27 protein-coding genes are annotated in these 25,649 nt (G+C 69.1%); 14 read left to right on the top strand and 13 right to left on the bottom strand.

The features are described from left to right. Positions 1–12: 12 nt before the first annotated feature. Complete coding sequence (locus BLV96_RS14415; protein ID WP_086672763.1) at positions 13–999, bottom strand: MCE family protein; 987 nt, start codon at positions 997–999, stop codon at positions 13–15. Between the two features lie 69 nt (positions 1,000–1,068). Beyond that, positions 1,069–2,259, bottom strand: a complete 1,191-nt coding sequence (locus BLV96_RS14410) for an FAD-dependent monooxygenase (RefSeq protein WP_086672761.1) — start codon at positions 2,257–2,259, stop codon at positions 1,069–1,071. Between the two features lie 453 nt (positions 2,260–2,712). Here BLV96_RS14410 and BLV96_RS14405 point away from each other — a divergent pair, with 453 nt between their 5' ends. Next, positions 2,713–4,854: a hypothetical protein gene (locus tag BLV96_RS14405; RefSeq protein ID WP_143050964.1), complete on the top strand. Its 2,142-nt coding sequence runs from the start codon at positions 2,713–2,715 to the stop codon at positions 4,852–4,854. 3 nt (positions 4,855–4,857) lie between these two features. On the opposite strand, the gene BLV96_RS14400 is transcribed toward BLV96_RS14405, so the two are convergent. Then, positions 4,858–6,438 carry a hypothetical protein gene (locus tag BLV96_RS14400; protein ID WP_086672756.1) on the bottom strand — a complete coding sequence of 527 codons (1,581 nt, stop codon included), beginning with the start codon at positions 6,436–6,438 and terminating at the stop codon, positions 4,858–4,860. Between the two features lie 223 nt (positions 6,439–6,661). Here BLV96_RS14400 and BLV96_RS14395 point away from each other — a divergent pair, with 223 nt between their 5' ends. The 3 genes from BLV96_RS14395 to BLV96_RS14385 all read left to right on the top strand — a co-directional run bounded on the left by BLV96_RS14395 (position 6,662) and on the right by BLV96_RS14385 (position 8,657). Then, the gene (locus BLV96_RS14395) at positions 6,662–7,498 is read left to right on the top strand and encodes a helix-turn-helix domain-containing protein (RefSeq protein WP_158104072.1); all 837 of its coding nucleotides are present in this window, start codon (positions 6,662–6,664) and stop codon (positions 7,496–7,498) included. 108 nt (positions 7,499–7,606) lie between these two features. Continuing rightward, positions 7,607–7,873 (top strand): DUF397 domain-containing protein, encoded by a 267-nt coding sequence (locus BLV96_RS51240; protein ID WP_341866091.1) that lies wholly within the window; start codon positions 7,607–7,609, stop codon positions 7,871–7,873. Positions 7,874–7,994: 121 nt separating this feature from the next. Beyond that, positions 7,995–8,657 carry a TetR/AcrR family transcriptional regulator gene (locus BLV96_RS14385; protein WP_086672750.1) on the top strand — a complete coding sequence of 221 codons (663 nt, stop codon included), beginning with the start codon at positions 7,995–7,997 and terminating at the stop codon, positions 8,655–8,657. Here BLV96_RS14385 and BLV96_RS14380 read toward each other — a convergent pair. Next, the gene (locus BLV96_RS14380) at positions 8,654–8,929 is read right to left on the bottom strand and encodes a YggT family protein (protein WP_086672747.1); all 276 of its coding nucleotides are present in this window, start codon (positions 8,927–8,929) and stop codon (positions 8,654–8,656) included. The two genes, BLV96_RS14385 and BLV96_RS14380, sit on opposite strands and share 4 nt — an antisense overlap. A gap of 62 nt (positions 8,930–8,991) precedes the next feature. After that, positions 8,992–9,906 carry an MBL fold metallo-hydrolase gene (locus BLV96_RS14375; protein WP_086672745.1) on the bottom strand — a complete coding sequence of 305 codons (915 nt, stop codon included), beginning with the start codon at positions 9,904–9,906 and terminating at the stop codon, positions 8,992–8,994. 86 nt (positions 9,907–9,992) lie between these two features. Here BLV96_RS14375 and BLV96_RS14370 point away from each other — a divergent pair, with 86 nt between their 5' ends. After that, a complete protein-coding gene (locus BLV96_RS14370; RefSeq protein WP_086672743.1) occupies positions 9,993–10,925 on the top strand; it encodes an AraC family transcriptional regulator in 933 nt (310 codons plus the stop codon). Here BLV96_RS14370 and BLV96_RS14365 read toward each other — a convergent pair. Genes BLV96_RS14365 through BLV96_RS14345 form a run of 5 tightly spaced genes read right to left on the bottom strand, consistent with a single transcriptional unit; the run spans position 10,898 to position 13,637 of the window. Further along, positions 10,898–11,536 (bottom strand): YopT-type cysteine protease domain-containing protein, encoded by a 639-nt coding sequence (locus BLV96_RS14365; RefSeq protein ID WP_086672740.1) that lies wholly within the window; start codon positions 11,534–11,536, stop codon positions 10,898–10,900. The genes BLV96_RS14370 and BLV96_RS14365 overlap by 28 nt on opposite strands. A gap of 19 nt (positions 11,537–11,555) precedes the next feature. Continuing rightward, positions 11,556–11,984, bottom strand: a complete 429-nt coding sequence (locus BLV96_RS49835; protein ID WP_086672738.1) for a hypothetical protein — start codon at positions 11,982–11,984, stop codon at positions 11,556–11,558. 3 nt (positions 11,985–11,987) lie between these two features. Continuing rightward, a complete protein-coding gene (locus BLV96_RS14355; protein WP_086672736.1) occupies positions 11,988–12,512 on the bottom strand; it encodes a DUF2589 domain-containing protein in 525 nt (174 codons plus the stop codon). 13 nt (positions 12,513–12,525) lie between these two features. Continuing rightward, a complete protein-coding gene (locus tag BLV96_RS14350) occupies positions 12,526–12,981 on the bottom strand; it encodes a DUF2589 domain-containing protein (protein ID WP_086672734.1) in 456 nt (151 codons plus the stop codon). Beyond that, positions 12,978–13,637, bottom strand: coding sequence for a DUF2589 domain-containing protein (locus BLV96_RS14345; protein ID WP_086672732.1), 660 nt, complete (start codon positions 13,635–13,637; stop codon positions 12,978–12,980). The genes BLV96_RS14350 and BLV96_RS14345 overlap by 4 nt, the downstream gene beginning before the upstream one ends. 295 nt (positions 13,638–13,932) lie before the next feature. Between BLV96_RS14345 and BLV96_RS14340 the strand changes: the two genes are divergently transcribed. From BLV96_RS14340 to BLV96_RS14315, 6 genes are all read left to right on the top strand, one after another. Continuing rightward, on the top strand, positions 13,933–14,196 hold the full coding sequence (locus BLV96_RS14340; RefSeq protein WP_143050962.1) for a hypothetical protein: 264 nt from the start codon (positions 13,933–13,935) through the stop codon (positions 14,194–14,196). Between the two features lie 122 nt (positions 14,197–14,318). After that, positions 14,319–15,515, top strand: coding sequence for a L,D-transpeptidase (locus BLV96_RS14335; protein WP_086672729.1), 1,197 nt, complete (start codon positions 14,319–14,321; stop codon positions 15,513–15,515). A gap of 318 nt (positions 15,516–15,833) precedes the next feature. Beyond that, a complete protein-coding gene (locus BLV96_RS14330; protein ID WP_425266177.1) occupies positions 15,834–17,075 on the top strand; it encodes a beta-ketoacyl-[acyl-carrier-protein] synthase family protein in 1,242 nt (413 codons plus the stop codon). Next, a complete protein-coding gene (locus BLV96_RS14325; protein WP_086672725.1) occupies positions 17,072–18,298 on the top strand; it encodes a ketosynthase chain-length factor in 1,227 nt (408 codons plus the stop codon). The genes BLV96_RS14330 and BLV96_RS14325 overlap by 4 nt, the downstream gene beginning before the upstream one ends. Continuing rightward, a complete protein-coding gene (locus BLV96_RS14320) occupies positions 18,295–18,687 on the top strand; it encodes a lipocalin-like domain-containing protein (RefSeq protein WP_086672723.1) in 393 nt (130 codons plus the stop codon). The genes BLV96_RS14325 and BLV96_RS14320 overlap by 4 nt, the downstream gene beginning before the upstream one ends. After that, complete coding sequence (locus tag BLV96_RS14315) at positions 18,668–19,417, top strand: SDR family NAD(P)-dependent oxidoreductase (RefSeq protein WP_086672721.1); 750 nt, start codon at positions 18,668–18,670, stop codon at positions 19,415–19,417. The genes BLV96_RS14320 and BLV96_RS14315 overlap by 20 nt, the downstream gene beginning before the upstream one ends. A gap of 21 nt (positions 19,418–19,438) precedes the next feature. On the opposite strand, the gene BLV96_RS14310 is transcribed toward BLV96_RS14315, so the two are convergent. Further along, complete coding sequence (locus tag BLV96_RS14310; protein WP_086672788.1) at positions 19,439–20,425, bottom strand: TIGR03560 family F420-dependent LLM class oxidoreductase; 987 nt, start codon at positions 20,423–20,425, stop codon at positions 19,439–19,441. A 162-nt stretch (positions 20,426–20,587) separates the two neighbouring features. On the opposite strand from BLV96_RS14310, the gene BLV96_RS14305 reads away from it, so the two are divergent. The 3 genes from BLV96_RS14305 to BLV96_RS14295 are packed head-to-tail and all read left to right on the top strand — an operon-like array spanning position 20,588 to position 23,439. After that, positions 20,588–21,793 (top strand): cytochrome P450, encoded by a 1,206-nt coding sequence (locus BLV96_RS14305; RefSeq protein WP_086672719.1) that lies wholly within the window; start codon positions 20,588–20,590, stop codon positions 21,791–21,793. A 24-nt stretch (positions 21,794–21,817) separates the two neighbouring features. After that, complete coding sequence (locus BLV96_RS14300; RefSeq protein ID WP_086672717.1) at positions 21,818–22,504, top strand: TcmI family type II polyketide cyclase; 687 nt, start codon at positions 21,818–21,820, stop codon at positions 22,502–22,504. Further along, entirely contained in the window at positions 22,501–23,439 is a 939-nt protein-coding gene (locus tag BLV96_RS14295) for an aromatase/cyclase (RefSeq protein ID WP_086672715.1), read from the top strand. Before BLV96_RS14300 ends, BLV96_RS14295 begins: the two co-directional genes overlap by 4 nt. A 76-nt stretch (positions 23,440–23,515) precedes the next feature. Here the strand turns inward: BLV96_RS14295 and BLV96_RS14290 are convergent, their stop codons facing one another. Together BLV96_RS14290 and BLV96_RS14285 are read right to left on the bottom strand one after the other, a co-directional pair. Next, positions 23,516–24,010 (bottom strand): nuclear transport factor 2 family protein, encoded by a 495-nt coding sequence (locus BLV96_RS14290; RefSeq protein WP_086672713.1) that lies wholly within the window; start codon positions 24,008–24,010, stop codon positions 23,516–23,518. A 36-nt stretch (positions 24,011–24,046) separates the two neighbouring features. Next, positions 24,047–25,567 (bottom strand): MFS transporter, encoded by a 1,521-nt coding sequence (locus BLV96_RS14285; RefSeq protein ID WP_208608230.1) that lies wholly within the window; start codon positions 25,565–25,567, stop codon positions 24,047–24,049. Between the last annotated feature and the right edge of the window lie 82 nt (positions 25,568–25,649).

Raw genomic sequence — 25,649 nt, 5'->3', positions numbered from 1 at the left:
TGCCACGCGGGCTCAGCCGTGGCAGCCCTCTTCGTTGAGCGGCCCGAACGACGGCAGGATCAGCCCGCACAGGTAGCCGTCGATGAACCGGCCACTGCCGGAGATGTTGGTGCCGAGCCGGACCAGCGGCGCGAACCCGCGGATGCCGGCGGCGAGCGCGTCCTGGTTGCGTTGCAGCATCGACGTCAGCTGGTCGAGCTGGGTGAGCAGCGGGTCCAGCCGGGTGTCGTTGTCCTCGATCAGCCCGGACAGCTCGGTGGCGAGCCGCCGCGAGCCGTCCAGCAGAGAGCTGATCGCCTGTTCACGGTCGTTAACCTCGGACAATAGCTGGTTGCCGTCGTTCAGAAGCCGTTGCACGGCGGCATCGCGGTTAACGAGCGTTTGCGAGATCACTCGCGTGTTGCCCAGCAGGGTGGCGAGCTGGTGGTCGCGCGTGGCGAGCGTGTCCGACAGCCGGGACAGCCCGGTGAGCGCGGCGCGGACACTCTGCGGCGTATCCGCCAGCGTCGCGGACAGCGTGTCGAAGCTCTTCGCCAGCTGGGACGTGTCAATCCGGTCCACAGTGGACGAAAGCTCGCCGAACGCCGTTAGTACGTCGTAAGGCACGGTCGTGCGCGACCGGGGGATGGGCCGGCCGGGATCGAGCGTCCCCTCGCCCTGCGGGTCCAGCGCGAGGTACTTCTGGCCGAGGACGGTCTTCAGCCGGATCGCCGCGCCCGTCGCGTCGCCGAGCCACGCGCCCTTGACCCGGAACGAGACCAGCACGCGGTCGCCGCGCAGCTCGACGTCGGAAACCCGGCCCACCTCGACGCCGGCGATGCGGACGTCGTTGCCCTGGAACAGCCCGGCCGCTTCGCTGAACTCGGCGGCGTAGGTCGTGCCGTCCCCGATCACCGGTAGGGAACGCGCGTTAAGCGCCGTTAACACGCCCAGGGCCAGCGCAGTCAAGCCGGCGAGCGCCGTTCTGACCGGGACGTCGGCGGCCCGGCGTATTGACATGGCGTAAAGAGTGACGCACGCCACGCCGGGCCGCCAGCGGAGTCCCCCGAAGAGACGAAGATCGCCGGGTCACGCGGACGTGAGCGCGGGGTACTCACGATATTCCAAAGCGTTGGCCGCGCGGTCGGTCATCCAGGTGAACACCTTCCCGAACACCCGGGTGCTGATCATCCGGTAGGCGCGGTTACGGCTGCGGATCTTCGCGGCGGTGCGCGGCGCGAGGAAGTTGCCGGAGCCCTTGCCGTTCTTCTGTCCCACCGTCGCCGGCTTGCGCAGGCGCTCCTCGTACTTCGCGAACGCCGTCACGTGGTCGCCGCCGGCCGCGGCGAGCTCGCCGGCCAGCACCTGCGCGCCCATCATGGCGAGCCCGGTGCCGGACCCGCCGGGCCCGGCGCACCACGCGGCGTCGCCGAGCAGCACGACGCGGCCCGTCGACCAGCGCTCGAGGTGGATCTGGCTGATCGAGTCGACGTACAGGTCGTCCGCCGCGGGCAACGCCCGGAGCAGCGCCGGCGTCTCCCAGCCGGTGTCCGCGAAGAGCTGCGAAACCAGAGCGCGCTGCTCGTCGGCGGTGCGGCGGCGGAACTCGACGCCGTCGGCGGCGAAGACCAGGCTGACGTGCAGCTTGTCCGGCAGCCGGTGGCTGCCGACGGTGAGGCCGCGACCCGGCTCGTTGTACATCACGCTGGTGTGGTCGAGACCGAGGTGGTTGGGCGCGGTGAAGCCGGCGATGCCGAAGCCGAGGTCGCGCCGGAAATCCGCTTCGGGACCGAAGGCGGCGGCCCGCACCCCGGAGTGCACGCCGTCGGCCCCGACGACGAGGTCGAACCTGCGCGGCGCGCCCCGGCGGAAGGTGACGTCGACGCCGTCCGCGGTCTCGGTGAGGCTGGTGACCCGGTCGCCGAAGACGTATTCGGTGTAGTCCTTCGTGTGGTCGTAGAGCACCCGCGCGAGGTCGCCGCGCAGGATCTCGACCTCGCCGCTCCAAGCGGCGCCGGGCACGGTGAGCACGGGACGGGCGTCGAGGCCGAGCAGCGTCTGGTCGCCCATCGCGGTCTCGAACCGGCGGATGTCGTCGAGGACGCCCATGGCGCGCAGCAGCTTCACCTGCTCGCCGCGGAAGTCGACGGCCTGGCCACCGGGCCGCAGCGCGGGCGCGGTCTCGACGACGGTCACGCGATAGCCGTACCGGTGCAGCCAGTAGGCCGCGGACGGGCCGGCGATGCTGGCCCCGGACACGAGCACGGTCTTGGCGGTCATCGGAGTTCCTCTCGGTCGGTGCTTGGTGACACCGAGAGTGCGCGGCCGCGCTGACGGTCCGCGCACGATCCGCTGACCGTTCGGCGGGAACACCGTGCTCGCGATTGCTCCGGTGGGAATTCCTCGATTCAGCGTCACCCGTTGGAGATTCGCTGTCTCTACTTTGCGACGCCGATGATGAGATCCGATCCGGATAAGCATAAGGTGCACTCATGGCGGCGCGCGTGCCAATGCGGGTGCGTCGGCACGTGCATGTAACAGCGGTGCGTGCTGCTCCGAACCCACACAGGGATGTGTCAATGCGAAAGTTGGGTAGTCGTCCGGAACGCGGGTTCTATCCCGAGTTGCCTGGCATAGTGGCCGTGTATCCAGGGGGTGACTACCGCCTTAGCGGCTTCGGAAGCCGCTCGGGGCTGGAATACTTACGGGGGTTGCGACGGACGGTGGAGGCCGATGCCGTATTCGACGGTTCGGACTTACCGGTCGGGAAGCGAGCTGATGAGCGCTGACGGGAGACAGGACGCCGCGCCGGCCACCGGCAGTTCTGGCGCCACGTGGTTCCCGGCCGACGGCGTCGATTCCACGGCGCTCGGCCCGAACGTACCCCGGCAATTGCCTCCACCGCCCCCGGTGTTCGTCGACCGCGTCCGAGAGCTCGGTCTGCTGACCGAATGGCTGCGGGATCGGCCGAGCCGGACGCGGGCGCCCATCGTCGTGTTCAGCGGGCTGGCCGGGGTCGGCAAGAGCGCGGTCGCGCTGACGTGGGCTCATCGTTATCGCGATCTTTATCCGGACGGTCAGCTGTACGCCGACCTGACGGCCTACCGTCGGCCAGGCGGAGTCGAAATGACCGAGGTACTGGCCGCCTTCCTGCGTGCCCTGGGAGTCCGGGACGAATTCATCCCGCTCTCGTACCCGGAGCGCTCCGCGCTGTTCCGAAGCCGGACGCGCGGCCGGAAAGTGCTGGTGCTGCTGGACAATTCGGACGCGGCGGCCCAGGTGCGGCCGGTGATTCCGGGCTCCCCGGACAGTGCGGTCCTGGTGACGAGCAGGCGCCGGTTGGGTGGCCTCGTCATGGACGGCGCGGATTTCGTGGAACTACCGCCCTTGTCGGTCACGGACGGCACTTCACTCGTCCGGACGATCCTCCCCGGCGTGCCGGACGCAGCCGACGAAGAAGCGATGGCCGCGTTGACGGAGCTCTGCGGCGGCCTGCCGATCGCCTTGTGCATTGCGGGAGCCCGGCTGGCCGAACGACGGAGCTGGACGGTGGCGCGCCTGGTGCGGTACTTGTCGGATGACCGGCTTGGTCGCCTTTCGGTGGAAGGAGACGGCGCGGTGGGACGGGTTTTCGATGCTGCGTACGAAGATCTTCCGGAGCCGGCACGCCGCCTCTACCGCAGACTGGGTTTGTTGCCGGGCACGGAGTTCGAGTTGGGGGCCGCGGCCGCGGTCGCGCTGCTTTCGCTTGCCGACGCCGACGATCTGACGGGCACCCTGGTCACTTCGTCCCTGCTCGAAGAGCTCGATCCGGAACGCTATCGCTTCCACGAGCTGGTTCGTTTGCACGCCAGGAAAATGGCGGAGAAAGACGACAGCGCAGCCGAACGGGACAGGGCGACCCGGGGTTTCGTCGATTGGTATCTGCTGGGCGCCGCGGCTGCGGATCACGCGATATTCGGTGAAGGTCGCTGGCGGCTCGCGCGCCTGCCCGTGGATCGGTGGTACCGGCCGTTCGATTCCGCGTCGGCCCTGCGCTGGCTGGAGAGAGAACGGTCGAACCTGCTCGACGTCGTGCGCACGGCGTGGCAGTCCGAATGGTACGAAACCGTCTGGCAGTTTTGTGAAGCGCTGTGGGCGCTGTACCACAGCCACAAGAATCACGCGGACTGGCTGGCCGCCCACCAACTCGGCCGTGCTGCCGCGCAGAGGTGCGGGAATCGCCAGGCCGAAGTGCGGATGTGCAACCAAAGCGCGCGGGCGCACATCGAACTGGGCGAATTCACCGCCGCGGCCGAGCTCCTGGAGTCCGCGACGGAGATCGCGGCAGGTGACGCCCGGTCCGAGGCGGTGCTCGCGGAGTCTCTCGGTCTGCTGCACCGGGAACAACATCGCTACGGCGAAGCCGAGCAGATGTTGCGGCGGGCACGCGACCTCAACCGGGCGGTGGGCAGCGCCCGCGGGGTCGCCCTCCAGAGCTATCAGCTCGGGGACGTCCTCGTGCTGGCAGGGCGGACCGAGGACGGGCTGGAGGAACTGACCAGCGCGCTGGCCGCAGCGGGGGAGATCGATGACGAGCTGACCGCCGCACGGGTGCGCATCGCCCTCGGCCGAGCCTACAACGCACTGCGTCGCGACCGAGACGCGATCGATGCGCTCGACGCCGCGGTAGAGATCACCCGGCGGCGCGGTCAGCCAGTCAAGGAAGCGCAGGCGTTGGAAGTCCTCATCCGGATCGCCCGACGCGACAACGACGTCGAGCGCTTCCGAGAGTCAGCGGGACGGCTGGTGCGGCTTTACCACGAAGTCGGCAGCCCCCGGAGCGCGACGGTCCAGGACTGGCTCGACGGTGGTCCGGGCTGCGGACAGGACTGACGGTCAGCCGCGTCGCCGAATCACGACCCGCTCGCTGAGCCGGCCGCCGACGTCGGCCCGAAGCCGGAGTGCGTCGGGCACCGGCTGTTGTGCGCGCCGCCAGGCGAAAGCGGCGATCGACGTGGTCGACACGTCTTTGTCCGTGGTGAACAGCTCGACGCCGTCGAGGAACCGCAGGATGCATCCGGCCGCGGTCCGGACGGCGACCAGCGCGGCATACGGGGAGTAGGCGCGAACGTCGGCGAACCAGGCTCCGAGGTCTTCGGGGATCTCCTCACCTATCACGATTTCGGCGTCGCTGTAGGTGTCCGGGTCCACCTCAAGGTCGGTGACGACGTAGAACACCGGGTCCGTGCTCTGCCGGTTCGTCGCCAGGAGAGGGAACCGCCGGGCGACGACCGTGCCGCAGGTCGCTTCCGCCTCGACCAGGTCGGCCGAGACGGCGAACGCCGTCGGCGGCTTTCCCACGAGCGGCCGCGGACTGTCGATCGCCCGCAAGCGGGGGGTCGTGTCGGGCGGACGGCGGCCCATCGCTTCGTAAAGCACGCGCTGCAGCGTCTCGCGCGCTTTGCCGCGGTTGGCGAACATCAGGTCGACGGCAGGCCGCAGCAGCGCGGGATCGTGGTGCTCGATCGCGCGCGCCACCTGCGGTTCGAAGGGGGAGTCCAGGTCGAGGGCGTTGGCCGTCGCACACAGTTCGGCCGTCGGCGACCCCGGGATGAGCTCGCGGCGGCCGTCGGCGGCGAGCAGGAACGGGATGTCGAGAGTAGCGCCGTAGAACGACACGGAGCCGTGGTCGCCGATCACGACGTCGGCGGCCATGATGACCGCCTCCCAGCTGCTCTGGTGCGGAACCAGCAGGAGCCCGCTGTCGAGTTCGTCGCGCAGGGAGTGCTGCACGGCGAAGGGGCTTTCGCCACGCCAGATGTTCGGGTGCAGCACCAGCGCGAGGCGGTACTCGTCCATGGGCAGGGAGCCGAGCAACCGGCGAGCGAGGTCGCCGTGGCGGCCCCAGAGCGAGTACGGACCCCAGGTCGAGGAGACAACGACCAGGCGCTGCCCGCAGGACAGGCCGAGCTCTCGCCGGAACTTCTCGCGCCAACGCTGGCTGCCGCACATCCGGTCGAGTACCGGGTCGCCCAGCACCACGGCCAAGTGGGCGATCTCCGGGCAGGTCCGGCGCAGCCACTCCCGCTGCGACGGGTGAGACAGCAGGACACGCGCGACGGCCGGCTGTCCGTCGGCTCGCAGCAACTGACTCCGCGCCAGCCCGGTGGGCACCGATTCCCGACCCCCGGTGATCCGGCTCAGGTCCCGGTTGTGGCCGGCGCCGTGCGGCATGACGACCGCGGGGCCGCGCAACTCGGCGAACCTGGCGCTGGCGTGCGCGGCGAGGATCACGTCGAACTCGATCTCGCGTCCCTGATCCCAGCTGAGCACCGTCGCCCCGCGTCCCGTGAGATCCTCGATCACCCCGTCGGCCCACAGCGAGTCGGGCTCCATCACGAACACGATCTCGACCGTGCCGGGGCCGAGGTCTTGGAGAACCCGCAGCAGCCGGTTCGCGGCGGCGAAGCTGCGCACCGGGGCGCCGAGCCGGAAATCGGCAGGCCTCGTGCGTTTGGGTGGCACATCACCCGACAAGGGCGGCTCACGCCTACGTTCCGTCACTCTCGTGGCTGCCGATCCTCGCCTGCCTGCCGTTGATACCGAGCAGTAGGTGCGGTATCAATTAGTCAGTGGCAGAACGCCACGTGGCAGATCGTACCTCGCTGACCGGTACATGGCGAGGAGGGAGGACGGTGTCATGGCCACCGAGCTGAACCCGCTCGCCCAGCAGAGACGGTTGCGGACCCGGTTGCGCCAAGCGCGGACGCACGCGGGGCTCACCCAGAGGAGTGTCGCCGAGCAACTCGATTGGTCGACGTCGAAGGTGATCAGGATCGAGACCGGTGCCGTCGGCGTGTCCACGACGGACCTTCGTGCCCTGCTCCAGCTCTACGGGATAACCGAGCCGGACCGGGTTGCGGAGCTGGTCGAGGTGGCCAAGGCGGCTCGGCGGAAGGCGTGGTGGGACGAGTACCGGGACAGCTTCAACCCCAAACTGGTCAACTTCGTCGCCAGCGAGGCCGGTGCGTCCGGTATCAGGCACTTCCAGTCGTTGGTCGTGCCCGGCGCGCTCCAGACCGCCGACTACGCCCGTGCGGTGCTGCAGGACTTCGGGTCCGAGTCCGAGCTCGTCGAGCGCGCCGTCCGGATGCGGCTCACGCGCCAGGAAGGCATCGTCGCCGAGGGCGGCCCCTCGGCGGTCTTCGTCCTCGACGAGTCCGTCCTCCTGCGCCACGTGGGCGGCCCCGGAATCATGCAGGCCCAGATCGAACACCTCCAGGAGCTGGACCGGCTGAAGCACATCGCGATCAAGGTGCGGCCCTTCGGTGCCGGCGTGCGCGACGGGATGCAGGTGTCGTTCACGATCTTCGACTTCGACGACGGGCCCGAGCACGTCGTCTACGTGAACCAGCCGGGCGAAGACGTCGCGGTGAAGAACGACGCCGATGAGGTCTGCCACTACATCGATTTGTTCGCCGAACTGGACGAACGTGCATCTGCACTGTCGACATTCATCGGAAGCCGTCCGCAATGAGACGTTGACCGGTTTGAGTCGTCGTTTGCCGTCATCTCCTTGGCTCAACGACGGTTCACTCCGTGTGTTGTTGACCGGGAATTGTCCACTTTCCCCCACCGGGACGAGGTGCGCGGATCCGCTATCCTCGACCTGTTCGCGGAGCCTGAGGGGGTTGCGGTGCAACGAAGCACGGCTCGACCTGTGGAGATCGACGATCATCAGCCGTCGTGGCGGAAAAGCTCGCGATGCCAGAACCCCGACGGCGGGTGTGTGGAACTCGTCGTGGGCGGTAATTCGGTCCGTATTCGAGATTCACAGCACCCGGCCGGCGGCTTTCTGATCTTTCGCGGCCGTTCGTGGTGTGCCTTCGTCGTCCAGCAGAAGGGACCTTGATTCCCCTGTCCGATTAATGGTGCGAGCGGAGCTCGCGAACGAGCTCGGCCGGCCTCGCCGCGGCCGGCACGACAAGCCCGTTCGGCTGTTCGGCCGGTGGTGTCCGGTTCGAGTGGCTAGCATGACGCGCGTGGACCGCTCCGCCGAAGACCGGATCCCGCAGGACGGCGAAGACGCCGCCGTCGAGGCGCGCATCCTGAACGCCGCCGCGCACCTCATCGCCGACGAGGGTTTCGGCAGGCTGAAGCTCGGGGCCGTCTGCGCCCGGTCCGGTTACGCGCGGTCGGTCATCTTCCAGCACTTCGGCGACAAGGACGGCCTCGGCAAACGGCTGGTCGAGTACGCCGTCGAGGAGTTCACCAATTCCTACAGCGAAGCCGTCGCGGCGCGGACCGGCGCGGCCACCGCGACCCCGATGGACCTGCTGCGCGCGCTCGTCGACATCATCTTCGAGCTGATCCGCACGATGCCGACGCTCAACCAGGCGTTCCTGGCGCTCTGGGGCGACGCGGCGGCGGAGTACTCGGCGCTGCGCGGCGCGCTGACCGAAGCCGACCGCCGGTTCCGGTTCGCGATCGCGCAGACGCTGGCCAGCGGCGTCGCGGACGGATCGATCACCGGCGTCCGCGACGCCGACGCGTACGCCTCGGCCATGCTGGCCCAGCTGCGCGGCATTTCGATGCAGGCGCTGATCGACCCGGACGGCATCGACCTGCGCGGCGTCCGCACCGAGCTCGAACGCGGTATCGACCGCCTTTCGGCGGGATTCCGCGGCAGCCTTTAGAGCGCGAAGACGATCCCCCGCAGCACGACGACGCCGATGAAGACGAGCGTGAACGCGAGATCGAGCGAGATCCCGCCGAGCCGCACCGGCCGCACGACCCGCCGCACGGGCCCGATGACCGGCTCGGTGGCCGCGTAGGCGAGGCTCCGCGCCCGCCGCGTCCACGGCGGGCTGTTGGCGACCATCCCGACCCAGTCGAGCACCATCCGCGCGATCAGCACGAGCATGTAGACGGTCAGCGCGAAGCCGAGCAACGTCCCTAGTGCACCCATGGTTCCTCCTCCGTCCCCCTGAGAACGCGCGGGCGGGGCGGGGAGTGCCAGATCTGTCCGATTCACAGCGTTTCAACAGGATCGGCGGGCCACCGGTGGATGGCGAACCGGCTGCCGTCGCGCCGGACTTCGACGGCACCGGGGCCGGCGAAGTGCGCGGGGACGACGAGTTCGTGGCCGTCCGCGGCGCGCGCGAGGACGCTGCGCCGGGTGGCGGCGGCTCGCACCGGGTCTTCGCAGAAGCAGCTGCTGTGCTCCGGCTCGAGGATCTGCACCGGACTGTGCAGCAGGTCACCGACGAACACCGCGCGGTCGTTCCCCGAAACCACCCGCAGCACCGACGAACCGGGAGTGTGGCCGGGCGCGGGTTCCAAAGTGAGGTTGCGGTCGATGCGGTGAATTCCCTCCCACAGCACGGCTTTGCCGAGCACGGGGGCGATGCTGTCGGCGTAGACGAGCAGGCTGCCCTCCCGCCGGAGCTGATCGTGTTCAGTGCGCGGGGCCGGACGCCGGTGGGCGTTGCGCGGGTCGAAGTACGTCTGGTCGGCGCGGGGGATCAGGTAGGTCGCGTTGGGGAAGGCGGGCACCCAATCACCGTTGCGCGGCACCGTGTTCCAGCCGACGTGGTCATAGTGGATGTGGGTGTTGACGACGACGTCGACGTCCTCGGGCCGGACGCCGGCGTCGGCGAGCCGGTCGAGGAAGGGCGTCGACAGGTGGTCGAACAGCGGGATCTGCGGGCGTTGGCGGTCGTTGCCGACGCCGGTGTCGACGAGGACGATCCGGCCTTCGCTGCGCAGCACCCACGTCTGGACCGCGCCGCGGTAGCCGCCGGTTCCGGCGTTCCAGTGGTCGGGCGCGAGCCACTCGGCGTTGTCCTCCCAGAGCGCGGCCGGGCTGGGCACGATGGTCCGGGCGGGCGCGATCTCGCCCTGCCATTCGACCACCTTCACGATTTCGACGTCACCGATGTGCATGTCTCCACTCTGCCGCGACCGGCTGAGCGTTCCAATGCGTTATCCGCTCGTTCTGATACGTGATCCGCTCACGGTATGGTCGTGGGGTGGATTTGCTGAGCGACGCGATCGCGGCGGTGCGTCTCGGCCGGCCGACGTCGAACCGCCTGCGTGCCGGCGACGAGTGGTGTTACCGCTTCGCGCCGTACGAGGGCGCGGGCTTCCACGTGCTGCTACGCGGAAGCGGCTGGCTGATCCCGCCCGGCGGTTCGCCGATCCAGCTGAGCGCGGGTGACGCGGTCCTGGTGCCGCACGGCGGCGAGCACACGCTGTCGTCCCGCCCGGACGGGTCCGGCGCGGTGCCGTTCGAAACGGCGGTGGCCGACCCGGCCGGCCGCACGGAGTTCCTGTGCGGCAAGTACCGCCAGTCCCGGACCCGCCGGCACCCGGTGCTGGCGACCCTGCCGGAGGTGGTCCACGTCCCGGCCCGGATCGGCAGCCACCCGGAACTCCGGGCGGCGATCGACCTGCTGGGCGGCGAAGTGGCCGCGAACCGCCCCGGCGCGTCGACGGCGCTGACGGGCCTCCTGGACTTGCTGCTGGTGTACCTGCTTCGGGCGTGGCTGGAGCAGAACCCGGCGACGGGCTGGCCCGAGGCCTTGCGCGACCCGCCGATCGCGGCGGCGCTCGAAGCCCTGCACGCGAATCCCGAGGCGCCGTGGCGGATCGAGGACCTGGCGAACCGGGTGGGACTGTCCCGGGCGACGCTGGCCCGCCGGTTCACGACGTTGACGGGTCACCCGCCCATGGCGTACCTGACGTGGTGGCGCTTGACGACCGCGGCCCGGCTGCTGCACGACACGGAGCTGCCGCTGCCGTCGATCGCCGCGAAGGTGGGCTACGGCTCGCCTTTCGCGTTCTCGCACGCGTTCAAGCGCCAGTTCGGCGTCGCGCCGGGGAACTACCGGCTGGGGTCGCGCCGCGAGCACTCGCGGCGCGACCCGGTCGCCGATCAGCCGGCGAAGCTCCACAGGATGTAGCTGTCGTGGAGGTTCATCCGGTGTTCCCGGTACGCCGCGGCGATCGCCAGCAGCAGCGCGCGCAGCCCGGCTTCCGACTTCGCCACGAACTCACCGATGTTCGGGTCGAACAGGTGGACCTCGCGGGAGTGGCGGTACACGCCGAGCGAGTGGCCGCCCGAAGTGCCCTTGATCGACAGGATGAACGCCCGCGAGTGCGCGTCGAACGCCGCGTGGACGATCTTCTCCGGCTCGTCGTTCGGTTTCTCCGTCGCGAAGCCCCACTGGGCCGACGCCGTCGTGTCCCGGATGACGAACCCGAGGCCGCCTTCCGAGAGCGCCTGTTCCGTGGCCGGGTCGAGCACGAGCCGCGACTGCGCGACGCGTTCGTACTCCTCCTGCAGGCGGACCGCCTTGGACAGCCTCGTCGAGGCCGCCAGCAGCGGCTCGGTCACCTTGCCGCTGCTCGTCCAGTAGTCCTCGCCGCGGGCCTTCGCCACCAGCCAGTGCACGACCAGGGCCCGGCACACGCCGTCGCCGATGTGCACGCGCTCGCGGGCGGCCTCGACCGACTGGTCGAAGCCCTGCACGCCGGAACCGGGCACCTTCGAGCTGATCTTTTCGTAGTCCATGGGCTGCCCTTTCTTCGTGTTAACGGTTGTTCACGGGGACGGCTGTCCCCGGGCCGCGGACCCGGGTGCGGGCCGCGACCACGACCGCGTACCGGCGGCCGCGGCGGAGGGGGCAGAACGGCACCACCGCCGTCGTGCCCGAGACGGTGCTGGTGCGCAGCGTGACACCGCCGCGCACCAGCCTTACAACGTAAGTCGTCGCGTCCGGAACCGGTGCCCAGCGTGCGACGAGCCGGCCGGCGCGTCGCCGGACGGTGACGCACGCGGGTGCGGGCACCGGCGTCGAAGACACCCGGGCGGCACCGCCGCCGACCACGACCCGCACGGCCCGGGCGCCGCCCGGCGCGGCGATCCAGAACGCGGCCTCCAGCGTCCGCATCGGGACCGCGCCGAACTCGCCGTTCAGGTCGCGGAACAGCGTCCGCAGCCGGTCGGTGACGGTGTCCACCGGTCAGCCCTTCGCCGGCGGCCGCGCGACGGCGGTGACCGACTGCGCCATCAGGTCGAGCACGCGCGCCAGCGCCTCCGACGGCGGTGCCGCCGACGCGCGCAGGTCGACCGTGTACTTCGCCGTCTTGTCGGTGTCCCGCGTGTTTTCCCGCTGGGCGGCGGGTTTCACGAGCACCTGCGGCGTGTCACCGCCGGTCGGTGCCAGCGAGCGGATCTCGAGGCTGAAGTGCGTCTCGAAGGAGTCGATCCGCAGGCTGGGCACCGAAACCAGGGCCAGCAGCGGCAGCGAGACGTGGACGTCCTGGGCCTCGACGGCCGGCTCGTCCGCCGGGCCCGGCTGTTCGACGGGCCGGCTGAACGCGAAGTCGACGGTCCGGACGGCGCCTCGTTCGTCGACGCCGACCCGGCGCACGAAGTCCGCCGACGCGTCCGCGAGGGCTTCGGCCGCCCGGGCCGCCGAGACGACGGGCGCCGCGATCATCTGGTCGAGGGACAGGGTGTCCGCCGGCGGATCCGGTGTGGTCACGGCAGTTCTCCTTTCACGGCACGTTGCTGGTGGTCATCCGGTCGAGGAGCCGGGCGAACGCCTCGGGCCGCTCACCGGTCTCGAAGGTGACCTTGAACTGGGCGAAGTCGCCGTCGTCGCCGGAGCCGAGCGACGCGAGCAACGGCGCGACGGCGGCCGGGTCGCCCGGCGTGTCCGGGGCGGTGCCGAGGCCGAGCAGCCGGGCCCGGAAGCTGACCGTCACGTCGTGGATCCGCAACGGGTGCGGCGGCGCGAGGGCGAGCACCGGTACCTGGATCTCCTGGTCCTCGGCCTCGGGCAGGGTGCCCGGGATCGTGACCGGCAGCAGCTGCGGCGCACGGCTCTCGCCGGCGTCGCCGAGTGTGTGCCGGCGCAGCTGGCGCACGTGCTCCTGTTCGGCCAGCTGCTGGGCGTCGAGCACCGCGTGGTGCAGCGCCCGCAGGATCGTCGCGACGGTCTCGCCGGTCATTTCGCCGCGACCGCCTTGTCGGCGGGCTTGTCGGGCATGACCGTCGTCACCGGGGCGATCGACGTCGCCATGATGTCGAAGACCCGGGCGAGACCTTCGGGCATCGCGTGGTTGGTCGCCTTGACCGCCACGTGGTACTTGGCGGAGTTGTCGGAGCTGCGGGTGTTCTCCTGGTGCGTCGCGACCTTGCCGTGCACCGAGACCGACAGGCTGAACGGCCCGATCCGGCCCTCGCCCTTGGCGTCGAGCGAGGCTTCGACGTCCTTGCTGTCCTTCGACTGCTCGGCGGACTTCACCTCCATGTCGAAGGCGACGTCGACGGTGTCCACCTGCAGGTTCGGCACCGGGACCATGGACAGCAGCGGCACGGAGAGGCTGACGTCCTCGGTCACCGCGGTTCCTTCGCCGCCCGTGTCACCGGTGGGCGGGACTTCGCGCGGGCGCTGGAAAGCGAACTTCACCGTCCGCAGCCGGGCGAAGCCGGCCTGGTCGGTGACCGGCCCGTCGGGCGGGCGGTCGAAGCCGACCGTGTTGATGTAGGTCGCGGTGGAGTTCGCGAGCATCACCTGGGCGTTGCAGGCCGCGGTCAGCGGACCGCCGATGAGCGACTCCATCGGCAGTCCCTGGAACTGGTCGGACATCTTTTCGAGAGCCATGGTTCCTCCGTTCGAAAGCGGTATCTTCCGAGATGGAACTGTAGGCAGTTCTCCGGAAAAGGAAATGTTTGCAGGCGGTTGTTCGCCGCATCGGACCAATTACACCATTGTGGTTGACGATTTGACGTGAATGCGTCAAGGCGCTTTCACGAGGTCCGTCGAGTACCTTGTGGACGGGCGCTGGCCTGCCTCGATCGTGCGCGCGGTGTCACTCCAATGGCCGTCTGGTCATTCCCGGTTCGCGTGATCAGACTCGAAAGGAGTGATCAACCGTGCCGAGTTCAAAGAGGACGAAATGGCGAGCAGAGAACGCGTCGACGACCCTGCGGACGATCCGGAGGACCCGCGGATCCTCACGGTCGAAACGGTGACGGCGCACCGCGTGAGCGTTTATCTGCACCCCGACGACGCCCGGGTGCTGCGCCAGGGCCGGGTGGACGACGGGGCGGACGTGAACACCCGCATCCGGGCGTTGCTGGCGGTCTACCGAGCCGACCACGAGGTCCGCGAGCGAGTCGACGCGCTGGCCCGCAGCGCCTCCCGCCGCGGCCGTCATTGAGCCATCCGGGCCGAGTCGGCCTCGATCGAGGGAGGGGCCGTCACGCGTAGTCAGAGCGTCTTCAAGAGATCGAATCGTGACACAACGCGCAGCGGGGTTCGGACGTCTCTGACAGCGTGAGAGTGATCCGTATCGCCGGACTCGGCTTGGCCGGCTTGTTGCTGGCGGCGTGCAGTGGACAGACCGCGGGGACGGCGCAGGCCGTCGGAGCGGCCGGGACGGCGGCCACCACGCCCGGGGTACCGGCCGCGACGGTGGCGTTCGAGGGTGGGGACCGGCTGAGCCCGAAGGACCCGATCGTCGTCAAGGTGTCCGGTGGCACGCTGCAGGCGGTCACCGTCACCAACCCGCAGACCGGCAACGCCGTCAAGGGCGACCTCTCGCCGGACAAGACGACCTGGACCAGCGACGACCACCTCCGGTACAACGCCACGTACCAAGTGGTCGCCACGGCGGTCAACCAGGCGGGCGCGGCGACCGAGCAGCGCGCGGAAGTGCACACGATCAAGCCGGCCGGTGTCGCGACGCCCGCGCTCTTCCAGCCGGCGTCGAACGACGTCGGGGTCGGCCTGATCATCGGCCTGAAGTTCGACCACGACATCACCGACAAGGCCACGGTCGAGAAATCGCTGAAGGTGACTTCGTCGCCGTCCCAGGACGGCAGCTGGTACTGGGTGAGCAAGCGCGAGGTGCACTTCCGGCCCAAGGACTACTGGAAAGCCGGCTCGACGGTGAAGCTCGAGACGACGACGTTCGGCACCCCGATCGGCGGCGAGGTGTACGGCGGCCAGGACGTCACGGCGACGTACAAGGTGCACGACTCCTGGATCGCCAAGGCGGACGGCAAGACGCACCAGATCAAGGCGTTCCACAACGGACAGCTGGTGAAGACGGCACCGATCAGCATGGGCAAGACGGCCAACACCCCGCCGCGCGGCCCGACGCCGACCTTCAACGGCACGCACACGGTGCTGTCGAAGGAGGAACACAAGATCATGGACTCGTGCACGTACGGAGTGTGCGAAGGCGACCCGGGTTATTACAGCGCACCGGAGAACTGGAACGTCCGCATCTCCAACGACGGCGAGTACCTGCACGAGAACCTGAAGACGGTAAGCGTCCAGGGCAGCGACAACGTGTCCAACGGTTGCCTGAACATGAACACAGAGAACGCCAAGTGGTTCTTCGACAACTTCAACACGGGGGACGTCGTCGAGGTCACCAATTCGGGCGGACCGCAGCTGTCGATCAACAACGGCCACGGCGACTGGGCGATCAGCTGGGCTGCTTGGCAGGCGGGGAGCGCTTTGCGCGGCTAGCCCGGCCCGACCGGTGAGACGTAGATCGGCCCCTATCGCGTTCGCGCTGGTAGGGGCCGGTTCTTTGGGTTCGACCCGGCCGGCTCGGTACGACTTGCGAAACATCTGACGATGTCCTGAAGTTTCCCTGGAAATCGCGGTGAAACTTCCGAACCTCATTCGCGATATGTACGAGTCGTGAACAAAGTGATCTTGCGATCTTTTCGGCGCTACCGAGACAATCTGTATGAAAAGTGTCGGAACAGCCCGAATCCTGGGGGATCTCATATGCGTGGAACACGCCTGGCGAACCATACCCGTCGTGTCGGGATAACCGGTATGGAGGTCATCGCTCCGGGGGGTTTCGGCACCAAGCGGTTCTGGAACCTGCTGACCGAAGGGCGCACGGCCACCCGTGGGATCACCTTCTTCGACCCTTCACCCTTCCGCTCGCGGGTAGCCGCCGAGATCGACTTCGATCCCCTGGAGCACGGCCTCTCGCCGCAGGAAGCGAAGCGGATGGATCGTGCGGCGCAGTTCGCCGTCCTGGCGGCGAGGGAGGCGATCGCCGACAGCGGCGTCGAGCTCGACGCCCTGGACCCGTACCGCGTCGGCGTCGCGCTCGGCAGTGCCGTGGGTGCCACCATGCGGCTGGAACAGGACTACCGCGTGATCAGCGACGGCGGTCGGCTGCACCTGGTCGATCAGGACTACGCCGACCAGCATCTCTACCACCACCTGACGCCGGGTTCGTTCGCTGCCGAGATCGCGTTGGCGACCGGCGCCCAGGGGGCGTGCGCCGTCGTGTCGTCCGGCTGCACGTCCGGCATCGATGCGGTCGGCTACGCCGTCGACCTGATCCGGGAAGGCACCGCCGATGTGATGATCACCGGCGCGTCCGACGCCCCGATCTCCCCGATCACGATGGCCTGTTTCGACGCGATCAAGGCCACCACGCCGCGCCACGACGAGCCGGAGCGCGCGTCGCGGCCGTTCGACCGGACGCGGAACGGTTTCGTGCTCGGCGAGGGCGCGGCGATGTTCGTCCTGGAGGAACTGGGCAGTGCCCGCGCGCGGGGTGCCCACGTCTACGCCGAAATCGCCGGGTACGCCACCCGCAGCAACGCCTACCACATGACGGGTTTGCGCGCGGACGGAGCCGAAATGGCGGAAGCGATCCGCGTCGCCCTCGCGGCCGCCCGGTTGAACGGCGACGAGATCGACTACGTCAACGCGCACGGTTCCGGCACCAAGCAGAACGACCGGCACGAAACCGCCGCGTTCAAGCGCAGCCTGGGCGAGCACGCCTACCGGACGCCGGTCAGCTCCATCAAGTCGATGGTCGGGCATTCGCTGGGGGCGATCGGTTCGATCGAGATCGCCGCGTCCGCGCTCGCGATCGAGCACAACGTCGTTCCCCCGACGGCGAACTGGCGGACACCGGATCCCGAATGCGATCTGGACTACGTGCCGGTCACCGCCCGGGAGCACGTCACCGACGCCGTCCTGACCGTCGGCAGCGGGTTCGGCGGCTTCCAGAGCGCGATGGTGCTCACCCGGCCGGAAGGCGAAGCGGCATGACCGGCGCAGTGATCACCGGCTTGGGCATCACCGCCCCCAACGGCCTCGGCAAGCAGCAGTACTGGGCCGCGGCGAGCGCCGGGACCAGCGGTATCGGACCGGTGACGCGCTTCGACCCCGCGCGCTACCCGGCCACCCTCGCCGGGGAGATCGCCGGCTTCCGGCCGGAAGACCTGCTGCCGGCCCGGCTGCTGCCGCAGACGGATCGGGTGACGCGGCTGGCGCTCGTCGCCGCCGAATGGGCACTGGCCGACGCGCGTGTCGAGCCGGCCCGGCTGCCGGAGTTCGAAATGGGAGTGATCACGGCCAGTACCTCCGGTGGCTTCGAGTTCGCCCAAGGTGAGCTGCAGCAGTTGTGGAGCCGGGGCAGCCGGTACGTGAGCGCCTACCAGTCGTTCGCCTGGTTCTACGCGGTGAACAGCGGGCAGATCTCCATCCGGCACGGGATGAAGGGACCGGGTGGGGTGGTGGTCAGCGACCAGGCCGGCGGCTTGGACGCGCTCGCCCAAGCCCGCAGGCAGATCCGCAAGGGCACCAGCCTGATCGTCTCCGGCGCCATGGACGCCACGCTGTGCCCGTGGGGCTGGGCCGCGTTGTGGACCAGCGGTCTCGTTTCCGCCGCCGGCGACCCGAGCCAGGCTTACCTGCCGTTCGACCCGCGGGCGTGCGGACACGTGCCGGGGGAGGGCGGTGCGATCGTCATCATGGAATCCGCCGAGCATGCCCGCCGTCGGGGTGCGCACGTCTACGGGGAGGTCGCGGGTTACGGCGCCACGTTCGACGCCCGTCCCGGCAGCGGTCGTGAACCCGCCCTGCGCAAGGCCATCGAGCTGGCACTGGCCGATGCCCGGACCACACCCGCCGAGGTGGACGTCGTTTTCGCCGATGCCGCCGGTACTCCCGCTCAGGACCGGATCGAGGCCGCGGCCATCACCGCGGTGTTCGGGCCACGCGCGGTACCGGTGACCGCACCGAAGACGATGACCGGCCGGCTCTATTCCGGGGCCGGCCCCCTGGACACCGCGACGGCCCTGCTGGCGATGGCCGAGGGCGTCATCCCGCCGACGGTCAACGTCGAACCGGGCCCGGACCACCCGCTCGATCTGGTCGTCGGTACCGCACGTCCGGCGTCGCTGACCACCGCGCTGGTGGTGGCGCGTGGGTACGGCGGGTTCAACGCGGCCGTGGTCCTGCGCAAGCCGCGAGAGGAAGTGGCAGCGTGACGCCGGCGCCGGACGAGCTCGTCGGCGCGTGGGAGCTCGAGACGTTCGGCGATCCCGCCGGACCGCTGGGCCCGCGGCCCGCCGGGTTCCTGCTGTACCTGCCGGACGGGTACCTGAGCGTCAGCATGATGCGAGCGTCTCCGGGCGAACCGCGGTTCATGGGTTACGCCGGTCGCTGGCGCATCGAGGGCGACCGGCTGGTCCACCGGATCGTCGTGTCGTCGAGAGCCGACTGGGTGGGCACGGAACAGGAGCGCGTCGCGGAATTGGACGGCGACCGGCTGCACATCACCACGGCCGGCCCACGCCGGCGCCGCGTGGTCGTCTGGCGCCGGGAAAACGGTGAGCTTCGAGGCAAAGGAACCCGAGATGTCGAATTTGGCCGGTAAAGCAGCGGTGGTCACCGGAGGAAGCCGCGGAATCGGCGCGGCGACGACGATCCGGCTGGCCGACGCCGGGGTGCGCGTCGCCTTCACGTACCTGAATTCGGCGGAGGAGGCCGGAAAGGTCGTGCGGCAGATCGAATCCCGCGGCGGGCGGGCCGTCGCGATCCGTGCCGACGCCGCGGATCCGGCCGCCCAAGCGGCGGCGATCGACAGTGCGGCGGCCGAGTTCGGCAGGCTCGACATCCTCGTCAACAACGCCGGAATCCTGATGGGCGAGGAACTTCCCAAGATCACGCTCGAGCAGATCGACCGGATTCTGGCGGTCAACGTCCGTGCCGCGCTGATCGGGGCACAGGCGGCCGCGAAGTACCTGCGCGCGGGTGGGCGGATCATCAACATCGGCAGCATCGGCGCCCGCTGGTTCCCGCAACCGATGGGCACGCTCTACGGGATGAGCAAATCGGCGTTGTGCGGCCTCACCAAGGGGCTGGCGCGCGACCTCGGCGAGTACGGGATAACGGTGAACCTGATCGAGCCCGGCCCCATCGAAACCGACATGCTCGACGCGGACGGTGCGGACGGGCCGATGGACATCCCGTTGTTGCCGCTGGTGGCGCTCGGGCGGTTCGGGTCGCCGGCCGAGATCGCCTCGCTGGTGGCCCACCTTTCCTCGGAGGAGGCCGGCTTCATCACCGGCGCCACCATCACCGCCGACGGGGGCCTGACGCTCTGACGAACGGCGGGCCCGGGCGGCTCAGCAGTCTCGCACCAGCGGGGCCAGGGTGCGTCCGGCGAGCTCGATGACACCCGGCTCGTGGCCGTCGGCCAGGAGGTTCACCATCAGCCCGCGCACGCCGTGGGCGAAGACCTTGGTCCTGATCTGGTCGGCGACCTCGGCGGGGGTGCCGACGAAGAACCGGTCCGTGGCGGCGGCGCGCTCGGTGCCGGACAGCCGAGCGATGTCGACGCCGGAACGGAGAACCAGGTCGCGCAGCCGCTTCCGGGCGCGGTCCCCGTCCTCGTCGATCATCATCGGGGTCGCGAAGCTGACTTCCAGCGTCTCGGGATCGCGCCCGGCCTCCGCGCACCGGTCTCGCAGGGCCCGCATCTTGCGGGGGAGTTCGGCCGGGTTGCAGATGATGTTGAGGTGGTCGGCGTGGCGTGCGGCGGACGCGAAAGTCCGGCGTTCGCCGCCGCCGCCGACCAGCACGGGAAGGTCATCGCGCAGGCGGGGCTCGTTGATGGCGTTCTCGGCGCGGTACCAGGTTCCGTTCAGCGTCGGACGGCCTCCGCGCAGCATCGGCACCGCGATCCGCAGCGCCTCCTCCAGGCGGTCGGCCCGGTCCGCCGCGGTGCCGAAGTCGAATCCGTAGCCGCGGTGTTCCAGCTCGAACCAGCCCGCGCCGATGCCGAGCACCGCCCGTCCGCCGCTGATCACGTCGAGGGTGGTGACGATTTTGGCCAGCAACGCCGGGTTGCGGAAGAGGTTGCCGGTCACCATGGCCGAGAGCTGGATCCGCGTGGTGGTGGCCGCCAACGCCGCCAGGGTCGTGTACGCCTCGAGGATCGGCTCGTCGGGTTCGCCGATGAGGGGCGGCTGGTAGAGGTGATCGCTGACCGTCAGCACGTCGAATCCGGCGTTTTCCGCGGCACGCGCTTGAGCGGTGACGGCGGAAAACAACTCGGTCAGCGAGATTTCGTGATTGAATGACGCGATGTGGTATCCGAGCTGAATACTCATGATCACGATTTTATCCAGGCATTCTTGGCAGCGTCAATTCAGTTGATGGCCAGGTGTGTCAAATAATTATGCAGTCAATTTCAAGTTTTCTTGTAATCGTAACCGGAGGTGGTCTCGTACGATGATTCTGAAAGAGTGGAATCTCTTGCCGGAGGAAGCCCCATGACGACCGAGCCGCCTCAGTTTCCGTTTCATCGCGAGTGTCCGTTCACCGAACCGCACATCTACACCGAGTCCCGCGCCGAGCAGCCCGTCCGCGGTATCCGCATGGTCGACGGGCGTCCGGCCTGGCTCCTGACCCGGTACGAGGACGTGCGTGCCGTCCTCAACGACCGCCGGTTCAGCTCGGACAAGTCCGCCCCCGACTACCCGGTGTTCGTGGTCGGCCAGAAGGAAGGGCTGGACAAGAGCGAACGTTTCATGGTCAACATGGACGGCGAGGAACACGCCGCCGCGCGCCGCGCGGTGATCAGCGAGTTCTCCACCAGGCGCATAGCGGCGTTGACCCCGCACATCCAGCAGTCCGTGGACACCGCCGTCGACAACCTGCTCGCGTCGCCGCGGCCCGCCGATCTGATCCGGTCGGTGGCGATGCCGGTACCGTCGATGCTCACCGCGCGGCTGGTCGGCATCGACCACACCGACTACGACCGGTTCCAGAACCTGACCTCCCGCTCGGTCCGGCACGACATCAGCGCCGAGGAACGGGTGCGGTTCGCCGAAGAGCTGCGGGAGTACATGGACTCGCTGGTCGCCGCGAAGGTGGAGCACCCCGGCGACGACCTGCTCAGCAGGCAGATCGCGCAGCAACGCCGGGAGCGCGGCGAGGTCGACGTCGCCGGCCTCTCGAGCCTGGCCGTCCTGCTGATGATCGCCGGCCAGGAAACGACGACGGACACGATCGCCCTCGGGGTGCTCGCTCTGCTGTCCGAGCCCGATCAGCTGGCCGAACTGGCCGCCGATCCCGGCAAGGTCCCGCTCGCGGTGGAGGAGATCCTCCGGTACTTCTCCGTGCTCGACTTCGGTCCGCCTCGCCTCGCGACGGCGGATGTGGAGGTCGGCGGGGTGCTCGTCCGGGCCGGCGAGGGTGTGGTCGCCAACGTCTACGCGGCCAATCGCGACAGCTCGGTGTTCACCGATCCCGGGGCGTTGAACGTCAACCGGGCCAACGCCCGCAGCCATCTCGCGTTCGGGTACGGCCCGCACCAGTGTCTCGGCGCGAACCTCGTCCGGCACGAGCTGCGGATCGTTTTCGAAACGCTGATCCGGCGGGTGCCCGGGTTGCGGCTGGCGGTGGATTTCGGCGAGCTGAAGTTCAAGAACAAGGGACTGATCTACGGCGTGCACGAATTGCCCGTCACCTGGTGACCTACGCGAGTCGAGGGGAAAGCTATGCACAGCGTGGTATTCGTCGGGACCATGGACGCGGACGCGGCGCCGGCGGTGTCCGATCTCTTCGCCCGGTTCGACGCTTCGGATCTGCCGCACCTGGCCGGTGTCCGCAAACGGCAGATGTACACCTACCACGACCTGCACATCAACGTCGTCGACTTCGGTCGGGAACCCGACGACGCGCAGATCGAGGTGCTGAAGACCGACCCCCGGGTGGTGACGCACCAGCAGAAGCTGAACGCACTGGTCGCCCCGCTGCGGCCGGACAGCTGGCGCGGCGCGGCGGATTCCGCGGCCACGCCGTTCTACCTGTGGCAGCAGCGCGGGTGGAAGGATACCGCCGCCGGTTCGACGCACAGCACGATCGTCGTGAACAGGATGGACCAGAGCGCCCGGCCGGAGGTCGCCGCCCTGTTCGCGGGGCTGGACGCCACCGATTTCCCGTACCGGATGGGTACGCACCGGCGCCAGCTGTTCACCCACCACGGGGTGTACTTCCACATCCAGGACTTCCCGGAGCAGAACGGGAAGGCCGTGATCGCCGAGGCGTGGAAGGAAAAGGATCCGCGCTTCATCGAGATCTGCCGGGAGCTCGATCCCCACATGACTGTCTACGACCCCGGTACCTGGCGTTCGACGGCCGATCAAATCGCGACGCGGTTCTACCACTGGGAGGCAGCGGCATGACCTTGTCCGGGCGACACGGAACACAGCACGAGATCACGGTCGCGGCGGCCGCCGGATCGGTGTACCGGCTCCTCGCCGACGTCCGGCAGTGGCCGCACGTCTTCCCGCCGACCGTCCACGTCGATCGGCTCGAGGGCGACGAGCGCACGGAACGCATCCGCATCTGGGCGACCGCCAACGGCGTGGTCAAGAACTGGATCTCGCGGCGCGACCTCTTCCCGGAGGAGCTGCGGATCGCGTTCCGGCAGGAGGTCAGCGCCGCCCCGATCGCCTCGATGGGCGGTGAGTGGATCATCGGGACCACCGGCGACGGGCAGTCCCGGGTCCGGCTGGTCCACGACTACGAAGCCGTCAGCCCGGAGGAGGTGGCCTGGATCGAGGAAACCGTCGACCGCAACTCGCGGGCCGAACTCGAGGCACTGCGGACGCACCTCGAAGCCGCGCGGGCCGGTGAAGAGCTCGCGTTCTCGTTCGAGGACACGGTCGAGGTCGACGGTGGCGCGCAGGACGTGTACGACTTCATCGACCGTGCCGACCTGTGGCCGGAACGGCTGCCGCACGTGGCGAAGGTGAAGCTGGTGCGGGAGCCGGACGGGGTGCAGACCCTGGAGATGGACACTCGTGCGCACGGCGCCACCCACACGACGAAGTCCTACCGGGTGCCGCTGCCGAACCACTGCCTCGCCTACAAGCAGGTGACCTTGCCGTCGTTGTTGTCGGTGCACACCGGGTGCTGGACCGTCGCGCCGCGCGACGGCGGAGTCACGGTGTCGTCACAGCACACGGTGGTGCTCGACGCCGGCAACATCGCGCCGGTGCTCGGTGAAGACGCCGCGGTGTCCGACGCGAGGAAGCACGTCCAAGACGCGCTGAGCGGCAACAGCCGCGTCACGCTCGAGCACGCGAAGCAGTACGCCGAAGCAAGGCGCCGGTAGGAAAACCGGCGAAGAGCCTGTGCCCCGCTACCGGACGGACGGTAGCGGGGCACAGACCTGGGTTCGGACGTCGCCGCTAAGCCATCGCGGCGAAGTCGATCAGCAGCGGCGGCCCCGCGCCGTCGCGCCAGGTGATGTTCAAGGACAGCTCGCTCAGCCGCCAGCCGGCGGACGTCCGGGCCGCGAGCGCGTGGAAGACGCCGCCGGAGATGAAGTGGTTCTGCAGCGAGTAGGGGTCACTGCCCTCGGCGGTCCACAGGTGCATCGCGATCATGTTGGCCCGCATCCGCGCGTGCTCGCCGTCGAGTTCGACGATGTGGTCGCCGGTCACGTGGTGGGTCGACCGGAACTGGGCGAAGTTGGTGGTCTCGCGGTCCAGGATCTTGTCCCAGCCCGCGAACTCGACGCCGGCCGGGTTGATCAGCTTGCCGTCGGGCGCGAAGACGGCTTCCACCGCCGCGCGGTCGAGGCGGTTGTCGTCGATCGCCGCGTAGTAGCGGCTCAAGAGCTCGATGATCGCCGTGCGGTCGGCCGGGCTGATGGTTCCGGTGGCGATGGCTTCCGATTTCATCGAAAATTCCCCTCTGTTCGGATCTGGCTGGACTCGTTACTGGGTACCGGCCTTGACGCCGGCCTCCCGCGCACCGGCCTCGACCGGGCTCGGCGGGGTGCGCCGGGTGGTGATCGCGACGAGCCCCGCCGACACGGCGCAGATGCCGGCGCAGATCGCCAGCAGCAGGCTCATGCCGCTCGTGAAGGCGGAGTGGACCTGGGCCAGCATCGCGCCGTCGTGGGCTTGGTTCGCGACGCCGACGCCGGCGATCACGCTGTCGCGGATCGGTTCGGTGTCGAGTGCCCCGAGCCGGTCGTGGTAGCGGGTCATCGCGACGGTGCCGAGCACGGCCGGGCCGAGTGTCATACCGGCGTTGCGCAGCACCGTGATCAGCGCCGAGCCGACGCCGGAGCGTTCGTCGTCCAGCGATCCCAGCGCCAGCGCCATCGAGGTGATCATCACGAGGCCGATGCCGACCCCCAGGACGGCCGTCCACACCGCGGTGAACCAGTACCCGGTGGACGCCGTGGTGAAGGCGCCGAGTGCCATGCCCGCCGTGCTGATGCCGAAGCCGGCGAGCAGCACCCTGCGCGCCCCCAGTTTGTCCTTGAGCGGCTCGGAAACGCCGTTGGCCACCAACATGCCCGCGACCATCGGCAGCAAGCGCAGGCCGCTGCCGAAAGCGTCGGTGCCGAGCACGCCTTGGAAGTACATCGGCACGGTGAACACCACGCCGAACATGGCGAACGCGTTGAGCACGGAGTAGAGCGTTCCCCAGCGGAACCCGTTGTCCGAGAACAGGCTCAGGTCGATCAGGGCGTGCCGCGCCCGGCGTTGCCAGACGAGGAACAGGCCGAGGAAGACCACGCCCGCGAGGAGGGAGACGGTCACCGGCGGGTCGCTCCAGCCCTGTTCGCCCGCTCGGATGAACCCGTAGGTGACGCCGACGAGGCCGAGGCTCGACAGTGCCGTGCCGAGCAGGTCCAGGCGACGCGCGGTGCTGCTGCGGGACTCGGGGACCAGCGCCACGACAGCGGCGATGGCGATGACCGTCAAGGGCACGTTGATGATGAACACCGAGCCCCACCAGAAGTGCTCGAGCAGCCAGCCGCCGAGCAAGGGGCCGAGCGGCATGCCCACCGCCAGCGCGGCGATCCACACGGCCATGGCGCGGTCGCGCTCGCGCGGGTTCGGGAACAGCACCGGCATCTGCGCCATCGACAACGGCATGATCGCCGCGCCGCCGAGGCCGAGCGCGACGCGGGCGGCGATCAGTTCCCCGGAGCTGGTCGAGTAGGCGCACCAGGCCGAGGCCAGGCCGAACACCAGCAGCGCCGCGAGGAGCAGCTTGCGCCGGCCGTACCGGTCGCCGAGGGCGCCGATCGGCAGCATCACCGCCGAGACCGTCAGCGTGTAGGCGGACGCGAACCACTGCAGGACGGAGGTGTTCGCGTTCAGGTCGTGCGCCAGCGTCGGCAACGCGACGTTGAGCACGGTCATGTCGAGCGCGGTCGCCAGCACGGCGAGCGCCAGCGCGATGAGCGCCGCCCACCGGCGCATCGGGGTCACTTGCATCAGGATCTCCTCAAAGTCGAAGTGACTACGAAAATACAGTAGCAACGATTATGGCGTGAAGGTAGTTTCAATCTGACTCCGA

The sequence above is a fragment of the Amycolatopsis pretoriensis genome (genome assembly GCF_900107925.1).
Classification (GTDB): domain Bacteria; phylum Actinomycetota; class Actinomycetes; order Mycobacteriales; family Pseudonocardiaceae; genus Amycolatopsis; species Amycolatopsis pretoriensis.
The sequence above is the reverse complement of the archived record's forward strand: the minus strand, read 5'-3'. Positions and strand labels throughout refer to the sequence as shown.

Excerpts from the sequence above, each read along its gene's own strand:
- BLV96_RS14290 (WP_086672713.1), bottom strand. The coding sequence starts at position 24,010 with ATGAAATCGGAAGCCATCGCCACCGGAACCATCAGCCCGGCCGACCGC.
- BLV96_RS14350 (WP_086672734.1), bottom strand. The coding sequence starts at position 12,981 with ATGACCGGCGAGACCGTCGCGACGATCCTGCGGGCGCTGCACCACGCG.
- BLV96_RS14300 (WP_086672717.1), top strand. The coding sequence starts at position 21,818 with ATGCACAGCGTGGTATTCGTCGGGACCATGGACGCGGACGCGGCGCCG.
- BLV96_RS14305 (WP_086672719.1), top strand. The coding sequence starts at position 20,588 with ATGACGACCGAGCCGCCTCAGTTTCCGTTTCATCGCGAGTGTCCGTTC.
- BLV96_RS14345 (WP_086672732.1), bottom strand. The coding sequence starts at position 13,637 with ATGGCTCTCGAAAAGATGTCCGACCAGTTCCAGGGACTGCCGATGGAG.
- BLV96_RS14380 (WP_086672747.1), bottom strand. The coding sequence starts at position 8,929 with ATGGGTGCACTAGGGACGTTGCTCGGCTTCGCGCTGACCGTCTACATG.
- BLV96_RS14415 (WP_086672763.1), bottom strand. The coding sequence starts at position 999 with ATGTCAATACGCCGGGCCGCCGACGTCCCGGTCAGAACGGCGCTCGCC.
- BLV96_RS14330 (WP_425266177.1), top strand. The coding sequence starts at position 15,834 with ATGGAGGTCATCGCTCCGGGGGGTTTCGGCACCAAGCGGTTCTGGAAC.
- BLV96_RS14285 (WP_208608230.1), bottom strand. The coding sequence starts at position 25,567 with ATGCAAGTGACCCCGATGCGCCGGTGGGCGGCGCTCATCGCGCTGGCG.
- BLV96_RS14295 (WP_086672715.1), top strand. The coding sequence starts at position 22,501 with ATGACCTTGTCCGGGCGACACGGAACACAGCACGAGATCACGGTCGCG.
- BLV96_RS14325 (WP_086672725.1), top strand. The coding sequence starts at position 17,072 with ATGACCGGCGCAGTGATCACCGGCTTGGGCATCACCGCCCCCAACGGC.
- BLV96_RS14310 (WP_086672788.1), bottom strand. The coding sequence starts at position 20,425 with ATGAGTATTCAGCTCGGATACCACATCGCGTCATTCAATCACGAAATC.
- BLV96_RS14375 (WP_086672745.1), bottom strand. The coding sequence starts at position 9,906 with ATGCACATCGGTGACGTCGAAATCGTGAAGGTGGTCGAATGGCAGGGC.
- BLV96_RS14405 (WP_143050964.1), top strand. The coding sequence starts at position 2,713 with ATGCCGTATTCGACGGTTCGGACTTACCGGTCGGGAAGCGAGCTGATG.
- BLV96_RS14365 (WP_086672740.1), bottom strand. The coding sequence starts at position 11,536 with ATGGACTACGAAAAGATCAGCTCGAAGGTGCCCGGTTCCGGCGTGCAG.
- BLV96_RS14410 (WP_086672761.1), bottom strand. The coding sequence starts at position 2,259 with ATGACCGCCAAGACCGTGCTCGTGTCCGGGGCCAGCATCGCCGGCCCG.
- BLV96_RS14315 (WP_086672721.1), top strand. The coding sequence starts at position 18,668 with ATGTCGAATTTGGCCGGTAAAGCAGCGGTGGTCACCGGAGGAAGCCGC.
- BLV96_RS14395 (WP_158104072.1), top strand. The coding sequence starts at position 6,662 with ATGGCCACCGAGCTGAACCCGCTCGCCCAGCAGAGACGGTTGCGGACC.
- BLV96_RS14385 (WP_086672750.1), top strand. The coding sequence starts at position 7,995 with ATGACGCGCGTGGACCGCTCCGCCGAAGACCGGATCCCGCAGGACGGC.
- BLV96_RS14340 (WP_143050962.1), top strand. The coding sequence starts at position 13,933 with ATGGCGAGCAGAGAACGCGTCGACGACCCTGCGGACGATCCGGAGGAC.